Origin of the sequence: Streptomyces sp. V4I23 (assembly GCF_030817975.1) — a bacterium.
Classification (GTDB): domain Bacteria; phylum Actinomycetota; class Actinomycetes; order Streptomycetales; family Streptomycetaceae; genus Streptomyces.
In genome coordinates, this window is the sequence record NZ_JAUSZW010000002.1 from 1 (window position 1) to 16,098 (window position 16,098).

Below are 16,098 nucleotides of genomic sequence, written 5' to 3' on the forward strand. Positions count from 1 at the left end.
CTTGTCGTTCACGCGCGCGGGCGGCCACCTCGACCGGGCCGGCAGCCGTGGTCACCGTCCGCGGCCGGTGCCGGCCGTTGCGGACCACCAGCCGGCGACCGGCCTCGTCACGCTGCCCGGCGAGCTCGGCTATGTACTGGTCCACCTCCGTCTCCAGAGCGGCGGCCAGCATCCGCCGAGCACCCTCGCGGACGATCTCGTCGATCAGGGAACCGGCCTCGGTGGTGCCGTCTTCATTGACTACGCTGAGCACGGGCGTGCCTTCCCGACCCGCGTTCGCAGCGCGGGCCTACTCGGTGACTTGACGATCACTCACTCGGGGAAGGTACGCCCTTCACGCGTCCTCCACAGGAGCTGATCCACAAGTCCTGAGCATTGCTCGTCGCCCCTCCCGCTCCTGCCCCGTATCCAAAGCCTTCTACGAACGCAAGAGAGCCGAGGGGAAAGAACCACAAGCAGGCAATCATCGCGCTCGCGCGACGTCGTCTGAACGTCCTGTGGGCCCTCATACGCGACGGTCGCACCTTCGAGATCACCGCGCCGCCGAGCCCCATCCCGCTGAGCTGACACGCTCACAGTGAGTCACGAGGCTGTGTTGACAAACACATTGGGAATCAGTAACCGGCTCAACCACGAGTCATTTTCGTGTCAGTCCCTCCCCAGGATCACAGCCACCCTCGTCTGGCGGCGTTCACGCCTGCCTGGAATCTGCTGGCTGCCTCCAGCCTCTCCATCAGGTGGGACATCATGCGGCGGACCGTGCGCAGCGAGACACCGAGCTTTCGGGCCGCGGACTCGTCCGTGTCGCCGGAGGCGATGATGCGCAGCAGGGTGCGTTCCACGGGCGTGCACCCGTTGTCGTCCGCCGGCGGCTGCTCACCGAAGGAGGTCCCTGTCGCCCAGCACTGCTCGAACAGCGCGCACAGGGCGGCCATGACGCCTGGGCTCTGGATCTCCAGCGCGCCTGAGCGGGGCGCAGACGGGTCCAGAGGCAGGATCGCGATGCGGCGGTCGACGATGACCATCTGTATGGGCACGGTCGGCACGGTGCGCAGTTCGCCGCCGTGTTCGATGAGCCAGTGGGCGTAGGCGAGTGTGTCGGGGTCGTTGCGGAAGCTTTCCCTGCAAACTGCCCTGATGGTGACGCCGCGGCGCAGTGCTTGCTCGTTGAGCGGAGTGGCGGCGCTACGGGCGTCGGGCCGGTGTGCGCCTCCCGGATTGAGTGACAGGCATTCGAACTCCGTCGTGCGCTGCAGCTCCTCCAGCCGGGCGCGGACGGCGTCCAGCCCCTGAAGTCTGATGGCGCTGTCGGACAGCCGGTTGCTGCGGTGCTCGGCGGCAATGGCGGCAATCGCCGCGCGTGTGGTCTCCACCTGGGCCTGCCGCCCGGCGAGTTCGGCTTCCGTCGAGGCGAGCAGCGTCGACAACCCGACCTCGGGACTCACCGGCCGGAGCCTTCCTCCGAACTGGTCGGACGGCTTGAGCAGCGCCAACGCCGCCAGTTCGTCGAACGCGGCCCGTATCTCGGCCTCGGTGAGGCCCGTGTCCTTGGACAAGGCGGCCACCCCGTGATCCGGGTACTGCAGCGTCGTCCGGTACACGGTTTCCGCATGAGCTGACAGTCCGAGCAGTTGCAGCACGTCGCTCTCTCCCCAGATCTACACCTTCGGCAAGGTCAGGCTTCCGGAGGGGCAGGAGGTGAACAAGTGTCAATGGAGACAACCTGGATCGGCGAGGAGGTGGCTCCAAAGTGCCAGGCAGCTTGAAGCCCGCCGTCTGCTAGTGACACCGCTTCGACGGTTGGACAGGCTTAACCCATCGAACGCAACACCCTACAAAACAGGGTGAAGGCAGAGAAACGACGCAATAGACGGCTATTCAAAAGGTGGAGTCTGTCATGTCCCGGATCATCGCAGTGCTGCTCACGTCCGCCGCTTCGATCGCCGGCGTCACCGCCTCCGGCGCCGTCGCCCCCAGCGCTTCGGAGCCCCGAGGCGTGGTAGCGGGTGACGGATTCGGCTGGGGCACCGGACAGATCCTCGACGACGGATACGGCTGGAGCCACCCCAAGGACACCACCAACTCCCCCCGGCAGCTCTGACACCGACGGCAGACGGGGACACACACCAGCCCCCGCTGAAACTCCGATGTACATGATCACAATACGGCTGGTCGGTTCCCGTGGAACCCCCGCTGCTCCGGCCCGCCTCAGAGAACTGCTCACGGCCCACTTCGCCCCCGCGGACCGGATCGAGCACCTGTGGCTACGCACCAGCGCAGGCCAGATCGACATGGTCCTCTTCATCCTCGCCGGATCCGAGGCCGAAGCCCTGCTCGCCGCTCACGCCGCCTGCGGCCGGGCCCTCGACCGCTCACCCCAGCTGACGGCGTGGCGCATGCACGACACCTACCACTAGTACTCCAGCAGGATTTTGCTGTCTGACCTGGGGGTTTCGCTGGGCGGCTGGAGTGTAGCGGGCTTCGGAGTGGTCAGAGGTGGTCTTCGGGAGGCCACCCCTCGATCGTGCGAGAGCGACGCAGGTAGTGGCAGCGGCGGGCGACCGCTTGGCGTTTCCGGCGCCCCCGCCGTACCGACCCACCGCCCGACACCCACCGCCCCCGCACTCTCACTCACATACGACCGTCCGTCCTCAAACCCTTCTCAACACCCCCGCCCGCGGCCTCGCCACCCCGGTCGACGTCTACCTCGCGTCCGACATGAACACCGACTGTGCGACCCACGCAAGCCAGGCGGTCGAGGCCACCGAACGCACCGGTTTCGGCGGCTTCTCGGCCACCGAGCAAGGGCACAACCCGCTGCTGGGGATCGGCACTGAGCTCGTCCAGCTGTGGCCTGACATGGTCGACGTCATTCTCGGGTCAACCGTGACACACCTACACCCAGACACTCGAGGCGGCGCCCGCGATCGCACAGCGGCTGGCGCTGAGTTCGCCGGACCGTGCTCAGCAGCGACATCGCCCCTGCTCACCCGCTTCGGCTCCGGAACCGTGTACGCCGCCCAAGTGGCGCGCCTGCCATGACTATGGAGGAATCCTGATGCCCACGATCCACATTCGACTGGTTGGCGGCCCGGCCGCATTCCCGCAGGAACAACGGGACAGGACGGTGACACCGGAGAGTCTTGAGGAACTGGACGACCGGGTCAGAGTCCGGTTCCTGGCCGGGTGGGAGCATTTCGAGTACACCGGCGACGAGTCGGCCGATCCCGCCGACGGGACAGTCGTACGATGCTACGAGTGGATCTACCGCACCCATATCGCCGAATGACAGTGAGGATGTAAGTGAGCGTTCCCCGGCGGGGTCTGACCCACCCACTGGCTGACTAACTGATCGTTTCAGAATGCCGTCCTGCGGAGACGCTGGCGGCCCCATGGAACAATCCTTTCAGCCACGGGCTCAGGGGAGATGACGCCGTATGGAACGGGTTGGGGCTGCGCGAGACCTCGTGCTCGGTTACGTCCGCGCTCTGAACGCGATTGATGAGGCCATGAAGGGGGCGATCCCCTCGCTTGAGCGACTGGCGGACATCGTCGGCCTGGCCCGTTCGCGCTGGATCAGCCGGAGTGATCACGTCGGCACCTACTCGTACAAGGTTCATGGGGCAGGGTGCCGCTTCGTGAGCGACAACGGCACTGAGGTCGATGTGGACTTTGCAGCCGACGGGAGCGAAATCTTCGACCCCTGGCGGCTACGCGGGTATGGGCTGAGCCTGCCGGAGCCTCTTGAGGTCACGGATCAGGACATGCGGTCCGCAGTGCGGTCGCTGCAACCGCTTCTGAACGAGGTGCGGCCGGGGTGGTTCAGCGTAGCCAACTGATCGCTTCAGGGCGAGGTTCGTAGGCGGCGGAGGCATATGAGACTGCAAGCCAGTTCGAGCAGGCCCTGGTGGAGATCGGCGCGTCGCTCGTAGCGGGTGCGGAGCCGTTTGAACTGGTGCAGCCAGGCGGTTGGGTCGGCCGCGCGGCGAGGTGCTTGCCGTGGGGGCGAGTCCTGTTCCGCGCGGCCTCCCGCCGAACCGGACATGACGGTTTCCCGGTCATCCGGCTCTCCAGTGACTACTGCGTGAGTGGTCTGGCTGGCCGTTCTGAGTGGATACGGTCGTGGCAGGTGTCGCAGGCCACGACGGTTTTGCGTCGCCGGTGGAGCATGACGCGCGCCCAGTCGGAAGGCTGCCATCCGGAATGTGCGAGGTCGGCGAGAGCGCGGACGTGGTGCACTTGCACGTTGCCCTTGCTTCCGCAGATCTCGCAGGTGTCCGCGAGGAGTCTCGCGATGAGTTCCTTCTGCGGATAGTCCACCCGTACCGGCTCGCGATCGGCGAGTTCTGCCGCCCGCTGCCGTTGGAGGGGAATCCCGCCGAACCGTGCCACCAGTGGTTTCCTGTTCTTCCGCTCGATACGGGCCTCGAAGCACACTCGGGGCCCGTTGGGGGTGTCGATTCTGGTCTTGTGCTTGGCGGCCATCTTCGACACTGACGAACGGTGCTTGGCTGCGAGAGTTTTGAGCATGGAGGTCTCCATGACCCATTGCAGCCGGTGCAGCCGGAAGACGTCTCCGGCGAGCAGGTAGTACTGGACGACGCCCCGGTAGATGGTCCCGAAGGTCGCCACGATCGCGTGATCGCTGCTGTTGGTCAGGGCCGTCTTCTTCGCGGGTTTCCCGCGGGCGATATAGGGGGCGCACTTGGCTTTGATCACGTCCCGTGGAACACGGAGTGCTATCTGACCGTTGACCCGACGGTAACGGCCGGTTTTCTTCGTGTCGTTGTGCTGGGTCGTGATCTCATAGCCGAGAAACCTAGCTGCCCGGGTGCGGGCATGGGTGATCAGCGTCTTTTCCTGGGACAGTTCCAGCTTGAGTTTGTCACGCAGGAACTGGGCCAGGCGTTGTTTGATCTGCTCGGCCTCGGCTTTCGGTCCGGTGAAACCGAGGAGGTGATCGTCCGCGTAGCGTATGTAGCGCAGCCTGCGATATGCCGGATCATTGGGATCCGCGCTCGGCAGGCTGACCATCCGCTGACGCAACGCACGGGCCTGGGCCCGATCGCCGCGCCGGCGGGCTTTCGCCAGCAGATTCTGCAACTCCAGGTAAGCCGGGTTTCGGGCCCGGCGGTCTCCTCGGGTGTACTCCGGAATCAGAACCGTTTCTACAAACTCATCCAACTTGTGCAGGTAGATGTTGGACAGGATTGGGGAGGCCACTCCGCCTTGCGGCGCTCCGGAGAGCGTGGTGCCCCATCTCCAGTCCTCCAGGTATCCGGCTGTCAGCATGTTGCGCACCAGCCGTAGAAACCGCTGGTCATGGATCTTTTCGCCGAGGATCGACAGCAGGACCTGGTGGTCCAGGCTGCCGAAGCAGTCGGCGATGTCCCCTTCGATGAACCAGGATGTCCCGGTCCAGGTGTGGTCCACCTCCCGCAACGCGGTGTGGCAGCCTCGGCGGGGACGAAATCCATGTGAGCGGTCGGAGAACGTTGGCTCGTAGTACGCCTCTAATAACAGGCGGACCACTTCTCCAACGAGCTTGTCCGACCAGGTCGGCAGCCCCAGCGGGCGCGTCTTCCCGTTCTTCTTCGGGATATGGATGCGTCGGACCGGCTTGAAGCGGTAACGCTCGTGACGCATCGCTTCAATGATCCGGCCGATCTTCCGCTGTGACATACCGTCCACGGTTTCCGACGTGACCCCGGGCGTCATCGCGCCGTGGTTGGCGTAAATGCGCCCGTAGGCCAGCAGATACAACTGCGGGTTGAACAGTTGCCTATACAGTTCATTGCACGGCAGGCCGCGCCTGCCGCGTTCACGCAGGACACCCAGCACCGTTTTGGCGCTTTGCATTCCGCATACCTCCCGGATTCGAGTGTCCGAATCACCTGGCCCCCTTCGCCCTGTGAACGGCTTTCCCGTCCTCCCTGGCCGGGCGTGACTCCGGCGACTACTACGGGGCCTCCGTCGCCATAGGACTCGCGTCCCGTAGGCGATCCCACGTTCGTCTCTGTCTGTACGTTCTAGCGCGACACAGGCGTCCCACTCATCTCCTTGAATGTCCTCGCTGAACATCGCTCCGTGCTCCGGAAGTTGCTCCGGCCACACAATCGAAGCCAGAGCAGAGCACGGCACCGGTTTCAGATGTCTTTCCGGCGGATGGGAACTTGCATCTTCTGGAGATTGGGCTTCAAACAATCCAGTCTTCGCCATATCGCGCGGGCCACCCAGCACACCGTCTCCGACAACTGAGCCCGGTCACTGGTTTTCTGACATGCTTTTGTCCCCTTCGCCTTTCGGATCCAGGTAAGTCATCGGGCCCAGGAACCTCCTTCCGAGTTCCTCCCGGCTGAGCCGGGGATACAAACAGAGCGCCTCGTGGCGCACAAGGCACGCTCGACCACCCAGCGCACCTTGCCCAGTCCGGAACCGTGGACGACACCGCGTCGCGCGATCAACGGCTTGATGCCCCGCTTCCACAGCAGGCGGCGGTACTTGTCGAAGTCATAGCCCCGGTCCGCATACAGACGCCGGGGCCTGCGGCGGGGGCGTCCCCGAAGTCCCCCAATCGGTGGGATGGCCTCCAGCAGCGGCAGGAGCTGGGTGACGTCGTGCCGGTTGCCGCCAGCGAGGGTGACGGCGAGCGGGGTTCCGTGACAGTCGACGATCAGGTGGTGCTTCGAGCCGGGGCGGGCGCGGTCGACAGGTGAGGGGCCGACGTGATCCCCCCTTTGAGAGCCCGGACGTGCGACCCGTCCACGGAGCAGTCATCCAGGTCCAGCAGGTCGGCGCGTCGAAGCTCGGTCAACAAGGCAGCGTGCAGGCGCGGCCACACGCCGGCCTCAGTCCAATCCCGCAGCCGACGCCAGGCCGTCACTCCGGAGCAGCCCACTGTCTCCATGGGGACGTCGCGCCACGCGACACCCGTCCGCAGCACGTACATGACGCCGGCGAGCGCCGCCCGGTCAGGAACGCGCAGCCGCCCGGGATAGCGGCGGCGGCGCTCAGGAGCGGGCGGCAGCAGCGGGGCCACCCGCTCCCACAGGTCGTCAGGAACAAGATCAGCGCGCACCCCGGACACCCTGCCGACCAAGATCGTTGAGCACAAGACCCGCAGCTCAACTCATTCTGAAACGACCAGTAACCTCGAAGTTTCGTGACGGTCCGCCGACGGAGTCGGTGGACCGTTTCCGTGCCGTGGGCTGAGGTTGTGCAGGCTGAGGGCCCGAGTGTCGCCTCGGGGTGGCGGCGGATTCCACTGCTCCGGGTGTTGGGGTGCTGTCGAAGGGACGGGGAATCCGCTGGTCAGCCAGGGTTGGGCAGTTGGCTGAGCCGGTCGCGGGCTGCGGTGATGTGACCGGTCCAGGTGAGCTGTACTGAGATTTGTGGAGTCCCTGATGCCAGGGTTACGGTCCTGGCGAAGGAGATCCACCAACACTATGCCTGCACCCCGTAAATACCCGGACGAGCTCCGCGAGCGCGCGGTCCGCGAGGTCCGTTCCACCGGCCGCCCGATCGCGCACGTTGCGAAGGACCTGGGCATCCATAAAGAGGCCCTGCGCGGCTGGGTCCGCCAGGCGGAGGCCGACCGTGGCGAGCGCGACGACCGGCTGACCACCGCCGAGCAGGACGAGCTCAGGCAACTCCGCAAAGAGGTGGCGGAGTTGAGGCGGGCGAACGACATCCTCAAGGCCGCGTCGGTGTTTTTTGCCCAGGAGATCGACCGTCCCCGGACGAGGCCGAGCAGGTGATCGACCATCTGCGTGACAAGGGTCTCGGGGTCGATCCCGTCTGCCGGGTGCTGGAGCTGTCGCCGTCGACGTACTTTGCCCGCAAGAAGCGGCCGAAGTCGGCCCGCCGGCTCCGCGATGAACAGCTCATGCCTGTGATCGAGTCGGTCCACGCCGAGTCGGACGGCACCTATGGAGCCCGCCGGATGACCCGTGCCCTCAAGCGCAAGGGGGTGGACGTCGCCCGCTGCACCGTCGAGCGCCTGATGGCCAAGCTGAACCTGGAGGGTGTCATTCGCGGACAGCGGCGCCGCACCACGATCTGCGAACCGTCGGCGCCGAGGCCGCCGGACCTGGTCGATCGGGACTTCACAGCCTCCCGCCCGGACGAGCTCTGGGTCGCCGACATGACTTATGTGAGGACGTGGTCGGGCTGGGCATACGTGGCGTTTGTCCTGGACGTGTACTCGCGGATGATCGTCGGCTGGCAGGTCGCGAACCACATGAGGACCGAACTGCCCCTGGACGCACTGGAGATGGGTCTGTGGAGACGCCGGATCAAGGCAGGCTCCGGCCTCATTCATCACAGCGACCGCGGATCTCAATACGTGTCAATTCGGTACACCGACCGGCTCGCTGACATCGGCGCCTCCGCGTCGGTCGGCTCCGTGGCCGACTCGTACGATAACGCGATGGCCGAGGCCCTGAACGGCACGTTCAAGGCCGAGCTGATCGAGATGCAAGGGCCGTGGCGGGACGTCGACCAGGTCGAACGGGCGATCTTCCAGTGGGTCACGTGGTACAACGAAGAACGCCTGCACTCCGCACTCGACTACGTACCGCCCGCCGAGTACGAACGCGACTTCTGACGACAACAGGAAGCCACCCCGCAGTCCGCCTGAAACAAGACCACCGGACTCTACGAAACTCGGGGCAGCTCACTGCCATGGGCGATCACCGGCTGACCAGAGCTTGTCCGTGCCCGAGCCTGATCCGCGGCCGGGCTGGGCGGGCTCGCTGGCCCGCCCGCCTGAGGTCTTCCTCCGGACAGGAGAAGGGCTCTTCTCTCCCCCTGGGCGAAAGAAGAGCCCTTCTCCCATCGGGCCGCTCTCATTGCATCCGGGACGGCTTCTTCTTGTTGAAGAGCCAGACGTCGAAGAGCTTCGTCAGGTTCTTCCCGGACTTGCCCTCACACAGGGCGATGAACTGTCCGGTGTCGGCGTTGCCGTGCCGGTGCTGTCGGGTCCAAGTACGGAGATTGTCGAAGAAGGTCTCGTCGCCGACGGCCTCACGCACCTTGTGCACGACCATGGCACCGCGTCCATAGACGGGCGGGTCGGAGAGGGGCGCCGCGCTGGGAGGATCGGCCGGAGGGAAGGCCCAGATTCCCCCGCTCTCAGCATCCGTGCCGTCGTAGAAGTCCTCGAAGATTTCGTCGGTGTTCCTGCCGCCCTACTCCTCCTCCCAGAGCCACTCCGCGTAGGTGGCCATGCCCTCGTTGAGCCAGACGTCCTTCCACTTGCGCCGGGTGACGGAGTTGCCGAACCACTGGTGCGCCAACTCGTGGACAAGCAGCCTCTCGTCCGGCGCCTCGGCATCGCCGCTTCGGTGCGGATCACCTCGAGGTCCTCGAAGGGGCCAGGCGGCCCTCAGCGGACTTCTTCCACACCCGCAGCTCGACATGGGCCTCACCAAGCGCGGCCTTGAGGTCCTCGATCTGCTCCTCGAGCATCGCCTCCCGGCTGGAGGCCTGCTTCGATGTTCCGGCCGTCAGGCCAGCCTTCCCGGACTCCAGGAACTGGTCCCGCCACTTGGCCACCGACGTCTGCGACGTCTTGTTCCGGCGGGCCGCCTCAGCGACGGTCATCTCACCAGCCAGGACCGACAGCACGATCCGTATCTTGTCCTCCACCGGGAACTGCGGCGGACGGCTCATCAGGCTCTCCTTCAGCTCGTCAGGGCTCAACAAACCCCTGTGCCAGAAAGTCTGACGCGCGACAGGACCACCCCGCCCACCGAGCACACCGCACCCGCGCCGCCATCCACCGCGCCGGCCCCATCACCACGCTGGTCACCGTCCAGGGCTGGCACCACGAGCAGCTCCTGGCCCCCGTCCGCACCGAAACCCTTCTCCAGGCCACGGGACGGAGCAGGGCAGATCTCCCCGGTGGATGCTTGTGGGTCATGCCCCCCCTCGACGCGACCACCTCAGCGGGGCCCGCCCTGCACGGCTGGTCCCTGGACGAGCCGACCGCGCCCCGGCACACGCAAGCGGCGGCGCCCGGCAGCAGCGCAGACACATGGGCCGGAACCCTTGCGAACACCGTGCCTGCCACCCGCTGGGCGGCTTGACCCGCGGCCGGGCCGCGGGTCGCCATCCGGCGGCGGGTGTCGTGCCTTCGCCGAACGGCGGCACGTCGTCTGTGGTGACGTCCAGACGCAGGCGCACCAAGCACAGTGGGGGCGCCAGGCACCGCGGTCGATGGCGGTGTCGGCACTCACCTCCTCGACGACGATGGGGACGACGAAGATCGGGTCGAGGACCTCGCAGCCGCCCCAGGTGACGCTGAACCGCACCCCGGTCCACGGATGCCCGGGGCCGGAGGCGGTGAGGTGGTCGGCGAGCTGCCGGGCGGCGTCGGGCCGCAGCAGCGTGGTCTCGTCACCGCTTCGAGTGGCGTGTTCATCACCGGCCCCGGGGAGCCTTGCCGGGAAGCACGCACTCCTGTGGTCCCCGTCGGCTATACCGGACCGGAGCCGACTGCCCTGCCCGCCGTAGGAGAAGGAGCCCACCGCCTCATGACCGACGCCGCCAACACCCTCCCACCACCCGTGCCGCCCGTGTGATCACGACCGTCGCCGTCGTCATCGCCGTCGCCTACATGGGCTTGTGGACCTTCATCTCTGTCCCTCAACTCACGGACTTCATCGGCGGCCGGGACATCGACTACCCGGTGTTCCCGGCCATCGCGGCCGTGGCCGGCCCCACCCTGTTCTGGGCCTTCGTCGGTCTCGGCCTCGGACTCACCTCCTGGGGCGGGCTGCCGGGATCGCCAGCACCGGCAGCCTCGCCAGCCTCACGTACGGGTACCTCCTGGCCTCCTCCGACGGCCACGGCTTCGACTACTGGCTGTTCCTCACAATGATCGTCGCCGCCACCCTCGGGGCCTTCTGCGTGACCCCCTACGCCCTCGTCCGCGGCGCCGTCCGGGCGCCGCTGATCCGCCGAGCCGGGGCAAGCCGTCCTGACGGCGCAGCCAGCCCCGGACACGGGACAGACCTCTTCCCTCGGCTATCGCGAGGAAAGAGGTGTCGTTTTCCGAAGGGGGCTTGCCCACGGCATGTGACCTGCGCAAACGAAAGATCGCCGGATTCGGGGGTTCACACCTCCGGCAGCACCTCCGGTCCCCCGCCTAGTGCAACCGTCCAGACAACTGTCCAGCCCCCTCCCGGTGCAACCCTCTCCTGTGCCTCAGCTCGTCCGGTGCTGGATCGCGTACGTCTCGTACGGCACGACGGCCCCATCGGCGGCAGGCTGGTCGGTGGTGCCGGTGCGGGTGAAGCCGGCCTTGGCCAAAACGCGGCCCGAGGCTGGGTTGGCGGGGTGGTGCATCGCTTCCACTCGGTCCAGGCCGACGGTGGTGAAGGCGAAGGCGACGACCCGCTGGGCGGCGTCGGTTGCGTAGCCATTGCCCCAGGTGTCCTCACGCAGGATGTAGCTGATGGTCCCCATGACGGGCGAGCGTCGCCGCAGGGCGATGTGGCCGATCATCTCGTCAGTGTCGAGGATGCCCCAGCTCCACTGCGCCCTCGGCGTCTCGGCCGCCCGCGCAAGGGCGCTGCGGATCTTGTCTTGGGCCTGGTCGAGGGGGAGCGGCCTGCCGGTGGTGTGCCGGACCGAGGCGCCGCTGTAGATGCGGGTGAGGGCGGGGGCGTCGTCGAGAGTCAGGGCGCGCAGGGTCACCATGCTGCGATCAGTTCCTTGGCCGTGGGGCGGTCGGTGGGGTCGGGGGCCAGGCAGGCGGTGATGGTGGCCTCGAAGCCGGGGAACGGCCAGGGCCGTACGTCGGTCAGCGGGGTGGTGCGGCCTTTAGCGATGACGGCCAGCTTGTCCAGGCGGTCGATGTTGTCGTCGTAGGGGACGGGGCGGTGGCCGGTCCAGCACCAGAACAGGGAGGCGCCAAGGCTCCACACGTCGGCAGCCGGCTGCGCCTGAATGTGTGTGTCCGCCGGGGTCGCGAGAACGGCGGCGGCGATCTCGGGGGCGGTGGTGTGGGTCAGGGCGCCGCGGTACGGCAGGGGCCGGTCGGAGTCGGGGCCGCAGGCGAGGGCGTAGTCGATGACCTCGGCGCGGCCGCCTGGGGTGATGAGGGTGTTGGTGGGCTGGATGTCGGCGTGGGCCCATCCGGCGGCGTGCATGCCGGCCAGGTGCTCGGCCCAGGTGCGGGCGATCTGCAGGAGCCAGGGCCGGACCGAGGGCCGGTCGCCTTCGGGGCCGCGGGCCAGGGCGAGCGCCCGCCACAGCGGAACGCCGTCGACCCAGCGGACCGCGAGCCACCGACCTCCGTCCCAAAGGCCGGCGTCGATGCGGTAGTCGGGGCGAAGGGCCCCGGCCGTGGTGAGGCGGAGGATATGCTCGTCCTCCTGGGCCATCTCGGTGGCCTTGTCCCGGGCGGTGGCCTCGTCGGAGTTGTTCGCCTTCAGGGCCACGACTCCCCGGCTTCCCCGAACCTTCCAGGCCCGGGAGCCGCGCCGGTCGCTCAGGAGGCTGGCGGTGAGGGGGTCGCCGAGCTGTTCGGTGAGGCGGGTGAGGGCTTCACCGGGGGGAGGAAGCGCTTGGCCCATGTCTTGATCTCCTTCCACTGATCGGGGACGTGCTCGAGGAGGCCGCGGCCGTCGTCCTCGGCGACGGCGAGCGCGGCCGCCAGGCCCGGGGTCGCGGTCAGGAAGCGGGGGTCGCGGCGACGAACAGCGGCCCGCACAGGGAGGAACGACACGGGGGCGGCCGGGATCCGGTCGCCGGCCCGGGTGGTTTCCTCCTCGCCCGCGTGGAACTTGCCGAACATGATCCCGACGGGGCCGTAAAGGTTCCTGAGGACCCAGTGGGGCCAGGCCAGCAGGTCACGGTGCCGGGCACGGGGGACATCGCCGAGGAGGACGATGTTCTCGCACCGCAGGCCACCGTGCGGCCGGGTCAGTAGAGGGCGCAGCCACTCCGCGGCCTGGACGCCCGCGTGGAACAGCTCCGCCTCCACCGCCGCAGGCTCGCCCTCGGCCCGATACACCATCCAGGTCGTCAGGCCCTGCTGGAGTGACGGGGCCAGGAAGGGGCAGTGGGCGGTCATCTGCCGCACGTACGCCGTGATGTCGACGGTGGTCGGGGTAGTGGTGCTGGCTTCGACGAGGCGCAGCGCCCCGGCGGTGAGTCGGGGCGCTGCGATGGTACGGCTGCGGGTCACGGGCGGTGGGTCGGGGGCTGCTCGGGGGTGAGGTCGTCGCCGTCACCGCCGGCGGGGCCGCAGTCCCACTCGGCCACCACGGTGCCGGTCTCGCGGTAGCGGGTGACGGCCTGCTCATCGACAGTGCCGTGAGCGCCGGTGAACCAGATGTCCGGCAGCGGCCCGTACGCCGCCTCATAGGCCGCGACCCAGGCGATCGGGCCGCGGCCGTTGTTCACGACGTGGCGAATCGGCTGGCCGGCGGTCTCCCGGCACAGGGCCTCGTAGGCGGGCGTGCCGAGCATGTCGTGCCAGGCGGCGTCCACGGCCGGGGAGAACATCTCGGGCGTGGACTGGCCGTCCTTGAAGCGCTGGCCGGTGATGGTCAGGAAGCGGCGCAGCTCGATGGTTGCGGTGCTCACGGTGGTGCCCCTCTCGGTGTCGTGTAGTGCTCGCCCGGCCCGGGCGGGCCGGCCGTCGTGCTGTACGACGCCGCGCACCCGAGGATCCCCAGATCTCGTCCGGGTGCGCGGCGGGTTCAGAGAGCCCTTGCGGACCGGGATGCTGGCTCGGTGAGACGGTCCAGGCGCTCGTAGAGGGCGCGGATGAGGCGGGCGCGGCCCTGCGCGCAGCGCACCGTGCCGTCCGGAACACCGGACAGGCACCGGTGGGCTTCCTCCAGGACGACGTCGGCGGCGACCGCGCGGGCGGCGCCGGTCAGCTGCAGCGCGATCTGCTGGAGGTCCGCTGGTTGTAGCCCGGTCCGCCGGTCCAGCCGAGCACGGCCGTGGCCAGGCGCCCGTGGGTGCCTCGGTCGAGGGGGAGTTCACCTTCGAGGAGCCCTTCGGGGTCATGCAGAACCAGGTGTCTGTTGCTCATCAAAGCCTCGTTGCGGCGGTCTCGGGGTGTCTGGCAGGGGCGGGCATGGCCCAAGGCTGGGTAGTTAACGGATTCGCGCTGGTGGCAAGCGAGTTGGCGGGTGTTCCGTGATGGAGCGGGGAACAAGGGCAACGGAGTCCCGTTGGAGCAGGTAGTCCGCCAAGACTTCTGCCGTTACGGAGCTCCGTTGCCTGCACGCCATTGTGCCCTGCCGCCCGGTCTGACGACCGTGACCCGAAGCCTCACCGTGGCCGGGGGCCGCTTCGCTCCCGGCCATCTGGGCGAGTTGACCCAGGTTCTGCCGTTCGAGCTGGTCGACGCGGTCCTGGAAGAGACCCGGAGTGTGCAGCGCAGGCTGCGGGACCTGCCCTCCCGGGTCGGGGTGTACTTCGTGCTCGCGATGTGCCTGTTTCCCGAGGTCGGTTACCGGCTGGTGTGGCAGAAGCTGATCACAGGCCTGATCGACCTCGACGTGGCAAGGCCCAGCACGAAGGCCCTGCGAGACCTGCGCCGCCGGGTCGGCGCCACGCCACTGCAGCGCTTGTTCGAGGTGCTGGCCGGGACGCTGGCCCAGCCGTCGACACGCGGGGTGAGGTTCGGGCCGTTCCGCACGGTTTCCTTCGACGGCTGCAGCTCCATCAAGATCCCCGACAGCAGCCGCAACACCGACCGCTTCGGACCGCAGAGCCGCGGCGGCTACCCGATGCTGGAGTTAATGACCTTGGTGGAGACCGGGACCCGGGCCCTGATCGGCGCGGTGTTCGGCCCGACCAGAGAGGGCGAGACCGACTATGCCCGCCGACTGCTGCACCACCTGCGCCCGGACATGCTGGTCCTGTGGGACAAGGGCTTCGACGCCAACGCCTTCCTCGCCGCCGTGGCCGACACCGGCGCCCAGTTCCTGGGCCGGATCCGCGCCAACCGCCGCACCCCCGTCCTTGTCCGTCTCGCGGACGGCTCCTATCTGTCCGTCATCGGCACCGTCCCGGTCCGCATCGTCGAAGCGCAGATCGTCGTGACCTGCAAGGACGGCACCTCGTTCACCGGCTCCTACCGCCTCGCCACCACCTTGACCGACGCTGGCCGCTACCCGGCCGGGGCACTGGTCGCGCTCTACCACCAGCGGTGGGAGCATGAATCGACCTACTACGCGCTGCGGCACACCCTCCTGAGGGGCCGGGTGCTGCGTTCGGCCGACCCCGCCGGTGTCGAGCAGGAGCTGTGGGCTCATCTCGCGCTCTACCAGGCCCTGCGGACGGTCATGGTGGAGGCCGCCGAGTCGCGGCCGGGCACAGATCCGGACCGCTGCGGCTTCACCACTGCCCTGCACACCGCCCGTGACCTGGTCGTCCAGGCCGCCGGCGTCACCGGATGCGGGACGACCGGTGTCATCAGCCAGCGCATCCTGGCCGGGCTCCTTCCGCCGAGGCGGCCCCGCGTCAGTCCGCAAGGTCAAGTCGCCCATCTCCCGCTACCACGCCCGCCAGGACGACGGCCGCCCGGATACCAGCCGCACCGTCACCGGCCTCGACATCTCCATCCTCGAACCCGAACCTGAGCTGCCCGCCGCCTCACACGACGACCGTCACATCCCGCCGGACGACCGCCGCCGACAGCGTGTCCTGGAGGTCCTCGACACCGACCCCGACCGCCACTGGCACCCGCGTGACCTCGCCCGTCACCTCGGCGACGTCACCCTGGGCACCATGCGCCGACAACTCGACCGATGGGCCAGCAACGGACTCATCCACAAAGCCGGACCCGCCGCCTACACCAGCCAAGGCACCTCATGAACCCCTTGCCACCAACGCGAATCCGTTAACTACCCGGCCTTGGGGCATGGCCTGGCTGCCGTCGTGCTCTTGGTCCTCGGTCTGCTGGGCCAGGAAGCGCTCGTAGCCGCGGTCGGCGCGGGCGAGCAGCGCCGGCGAGGGAACGCCGTACCGGGGCGCGGGACCGGTGGTGCTGATCGTGCGTGCGCGCATGAGGCACCGCCCTTCCGCTGGTGGTCCGTCGGTGCTTCGACGCTACGGACGGCGCAGGCC

At 67.9% G+C, this 16,098-nt stretch carries 17 protein-coding genes and 5 pseudogenes; 8 read left to right on the top strand and 14 right to left on the bottom strand.

Annotated elements, in window-relative coordinates:
• Positions 1 to 253: pseudogene (locus QFZ82_RS01005) on the bottom strand (transposase); the annotation flags it as partial.
• A gap of 139 nt (positions 254 to 392) precedes the next feature.
• On the opposite strand from QFZ82_RS01005, the pseudogene QFZ82_RS01010 reads away from it, so the two are divergent.
• A pseudogene (locus QFZ82_RS01010) lies at positions 393 to 567 on the top strand (IS110 family transposase); the annotation flags it as partial.
• 98 nt (positions 568 to 665) lie between these two features.
• On the opposite strand, the gene QFZ82_RS01015 reads toward QFZ82_RS01010, so the two are convergent.
• Positions 666 to 1,640 (bottom strand): LuxR C-terminal-related transcriptional regulator, encoded by a 975-nt coding sequence (locus QFZ82_RS01015; RefSeq protein ID WP_307711334.1) that lies wholly within the window; start codon positions 1,638 to 1,640, stop codon positions 666 to 668.
• Between the two features lie 257 nt (positions 1,641 to 1,897).
• On the opposite strand from QFZ82_RS01015, the gene QFZ82_RS01020 reads away from it, so the two are divergent.
• From QFZ82_RS01020 to QFZ82_RS01035, 4 genes are all read left to right on the top strand, one after another.
• On the top strand, positions 1,898 to 2,101 hold the full coding sequence (locus tag QFZ82_RS01020) for a hypothetical protein (RefSeq protein ID WP_307711210.1): 204 nt from the start codon (positions 1,898 to 1,900) through the stop codon (positions 2,099 to 2,101).
• Between the two features lie 52 nt (positions 2,102 to 2,153).
• A complete protein-coding gene (locus tag QFZ82_RS01025; protein WP_307711211.1) occupies positions 2,154 to 2,417 on the top strand; it encodes a hypothetical protein in 264 nt (87 codons plus the stop codon).
• 641 nt (positions 2,418 to 3,058) lie between these two features.
• The gene (locus tag QFZ82_RS01030) at positions 3,059 to 3,289 is read left to right on the top strand and encodes a DUF5988 family protein (protein ID WP_307711335.1); all 231 of its coding nucleotides are present in this window, start codon (positions 3,059 to 3,061) and stop codon (positions 3,287 to 3,289) included.
• A gap of 148 nt (positions 3,290 to 3,437) precedes the next feature.
• Positions 3,438 to 3,839: a hypothetical protein gene (locus QFZ82_RS01035; RefSeq protein WP_307711318.1), complete on the top strand. Its 402-nt coding sequence runs from the start codon at positions 3,438 to 3,440 to the stop codon at positions 3,837 to 3,839.
• A gap of 5 nt (positions 3,840 to 3,844) precedes the next feature.
• Here QFZ82_RS01035 and QFZ82_RS01040 read toward each other — a convergent pair.
• The 3 genes and pseudogenes from QFZ82_RS01040 to QFZ82_RS01050 all read right to left on the bottom strand — a co-directional run.
• A pseudogene (locus QFZ82_RS01040) lies at positions 3,845 to 3,967 on the bottom strand (IS5/IS1182 family transposase); the annotation flags it as partial.
• 110 nt (positions 3,968 to 4,077) lie between these two features.
• Positions 4,078 to 5,859: a reverse transcriptase/maturase family protein gene (locus QFZ82_RS01045; RefSeq protein WP_307711302.1), complete on the bottom strand. Its 1,782-nt coding sequence runs from the start codon at positions 5,857 to 5,859 to the stop codon at positions 4,078 to 4,080.
• A 536-nt stretch (positions 5,860 to 6,395) separates the two neighbouring features.
• A pseudogene (locus QFZ82_RS01050) lies at positions 6,396 to 7,078 on the bottom strand (IS5 family transposase); the annotation flags it as partial.
• 367 nt (positions 7,079 to 7,445) lie between these two features.
• Here QFZ82_RS01050 and QFZ82_RS01055 point away from each other — a divergent pair.
• Positions 7,446 to 8,605, top strand: a protein-coding gene (locus QFZ82_RS01055; protein ID WP_307711216.1) for an IS3 family transposase whose coding sequence is annotated in 2 segments (ribosomal slippage) — positions 7,446 to 7,710 and positions 7,710 to 8,605 — 1,161 coding nt in all. Because the reading frame shifts where the segments join, the coding sequence is not laid out codon by codon here.
• 241 nt (positions 8,606 to 8,846) lie between these two features.
• Here the strand turns inward: QFZ82_RS01055 and QFZ82_RS01060 are convergent.
• Positions 8,847 to 9,419: pseudogene (locus QFZ82_RS01060) on the bottom strand (M1 family aminopeptidase).
• Positions 9,352 to 9,672, bottom strand: coding sequence for a transposase (locus QFZ82_RS01065; protein ID WP_307711246.1), 321 nt, complete (start codon positions 9,670 to 9,672; stop codon positions 9,352 to 9,354). The pseudogene QFZ82_RS01060 and the gene QFZ82_RS01065 overlap by 68 nt, the downstream one beginning before the upstream one ends.
• Positions 9,673 to 10,579: 907 nt before the next feature.
• On the opposite strand from QFZ82_RS01065, the gene QFZ82_RS01070 reads away from it, so the two are divergent.
• Positions 10,580 to 10,882: a hypothetical protein gene (locus tag QFZ82_RS01070; RefSeq protein ID WP_307711336.1), complete on the top strand. Its 303-nt coding sequence runs from the start codon at positions 10,580 to 10,582 to the stop codon at positions 10,880 to 10,882.
• Positions 10,883 to 11,208: 326 nt separating this feature from the next.
• Here the strand turns inward: QFZ82_RS01070 and QFZ82_RS01075 are convergent, their stop codons facing one another.
• From QFZ82_RS01075 to QFZ82_RS39610, 5 genes are all read right to left on the bottom strand, one after another.
• Positions 11,209 to 11,703 carry a GNAT family N-acetyltransferase gene (locus tag QFZ82_RS01075; protein WP_307711337.1) on the bottom strand — a complete coding sequence of 165 codons (495 nt, stop codon included), beginning with the start codon at positions 11,701 to 11,703 and terminating at the stop codon, positions 11,209 to 11,211.
• Complete coding sequence (locus QFZ82_RS01080; protein ID WP_307711338.1) at positions 11,697 to 12,581, bottom strand: protein kinase; 885 nt, start codon at positions 12,579 to 12,581, stop codon at positions 11,697 to 11,699. Before QFZ82_RS01080 ends, QFZ82_RS01075 begins: the two co-directional genes overlap by 7 nt.
• Positions 12,497 to 13,195 (bottom strand): DUF6875 domain-containing protein, encoded by a 699-nt coding sequence (locus QFZ82_RS01085; RefSeq protein WP_307711339.1) that lies wholly within the window; start codon positions 13,193 to 13,195, stop codon positions 12,497 to 12,499. Before QFZ82_RS01085 ends, QFZ82_RS01080 begins: the two co-directional genes overlap by 85 nt.
• A complete protein-coding gene (locus QFZ82_RS01090; RefSeq protein ID WP_307711340.1) occupies positions 13,192 to 13,596 on the bottom strand; it encodes a hypothetical protein in 405 nt (134 codons plus the stop codon). The genes QFZ82_RS01085 and QFZ82_RS01090 overlap by 4 nt, the downstream gene beginning before the upstream one ends.
• Before the next feature lie 295 nt (positions 13,597 to 13,891).
• Complete coding sequence (locus QFZ82_RS39610; RefSeq protein WP_373429213.1) at positions 13,892 to 14,053, bottom strand: hypothetical protein; 162 nt, start codon at positions 14,051 to 14,053, stop codon at positions 13,892 to 13,894.
• A gap of 187 nt (positions 14,054 to 14,240) precedes the next feature.
• Here QFZ82_RS39610 and QFZ82_RS01100 point away from each other — a divergent pair, with 187 nt between their 5' ends.
• Positions 14,241 to 15,611: an IS4 family transposase gene (locus tag QFZ82_RS01100; RefSeq protein ID WP_307711285.1), complete on the top strand. Its 1,371-nt coding sequence runs from the start codon at positions 14,241 to 14,243 to the stop codon at positions 15,609 to 15,611.
• A 13-nt stretch (positions 15,612 to 15,624) separates the two neighbouring features.
• Here QFZ82_RS01100 and QFZ82_RS01105 read toward each other — a convergent pair whose 3' ends face one another.
• A complete protein-coding gene (locus tag QFZ82_RS01105) occupies positions 15,625 to 15,771 on the bottom strand; it encodes a hypothetical protein (protein ID WP_307711286.1) in 147 nt (48 codons plus the stop codon).
• 69 nt (positions 15,772 to 15,840) lie between these two features.
• Entirely contained in the window at positions 15,841 to 16,038 is a 198-nt protein-coding gene (locus tag QFZ82_RS01110; protein WP_307711341.1) for a hypothetical protein, read from the bottom strand.
• Positions 16,039 to 16,098: the final 60 nt, after the last annotated feature.

Coding starts and splice junctions, on each gene's coding strand:
- QFZ82_RS01020 (WP_307711210.1), top strand. CDS start 1,898: ATGTCCCGGATCATCGCAGTGCTGCTCACGTCCGCCGCTTCGATCGCC.
- QFZ82_RS01025 (WP_307711211.1), top strand. CDS start 2,154: ATGATCACAATACGGCTGGTCGGTTCCCGTGGAACCCCCGCTGCTCCG.
- QFZ82_RS01030 (WP_307711335.1), top strand. CDS start 3,059: ATGCCCACGATCCACATTCGACTGGTTGGCGGCCCGGCCGCATTCCCG.
- QFZ82_RS01035 (WP_307711318.1), top strand. CDS start 3,438: ATGGAACGGGTTGGGGCTGCGCGAGACCTCGTGCTCGGTTACGTCCGC.
- QFZ82_RS01045 (WP_307711302.1), bottom strand. CDS start 5,859: ATGCAAAGCGCCAAAACGGTGCTGGGTGTCCTGCGTGAACGCGGCAGG.
- QFZ82_RS01065 (WP_307711246.1), bottom strand. CDS start 9,672: ATGAGCCGTCCGCCGCAGTTCCCGGTGGAGGACAAGATACGGATCGTG.
- QFZ82_RS01075 (WP_307711337.1), bottom strand. CDS start 11,703: ATGGTGACCCTGCGCGCCCTGACTCTCGACGACGCCCCCGCCCTCACC.
- QFZ82_RS01080 (WP_307711338.1), bottom strand. CDS start 12,581: ATGGGCCAAGCGCTTCCTCCCCCCGGTGAAGCCCTCACCCGCCTCACC.
- QFZ82_RS39610 (WP_373429213.1), bottom strand. CDS start 14,053: ATGAGCAACAGACACCTGGTTCTGCATGACCCCGAAGGGCTCCTCGAA.
- QFZ82_RS01110 (WP_307711341.1), bottom strand. CDS start 16,038: ATGCGCGCACGCACGATCAGCACCACCGGTCCCGCGCCCCGGTACGGC.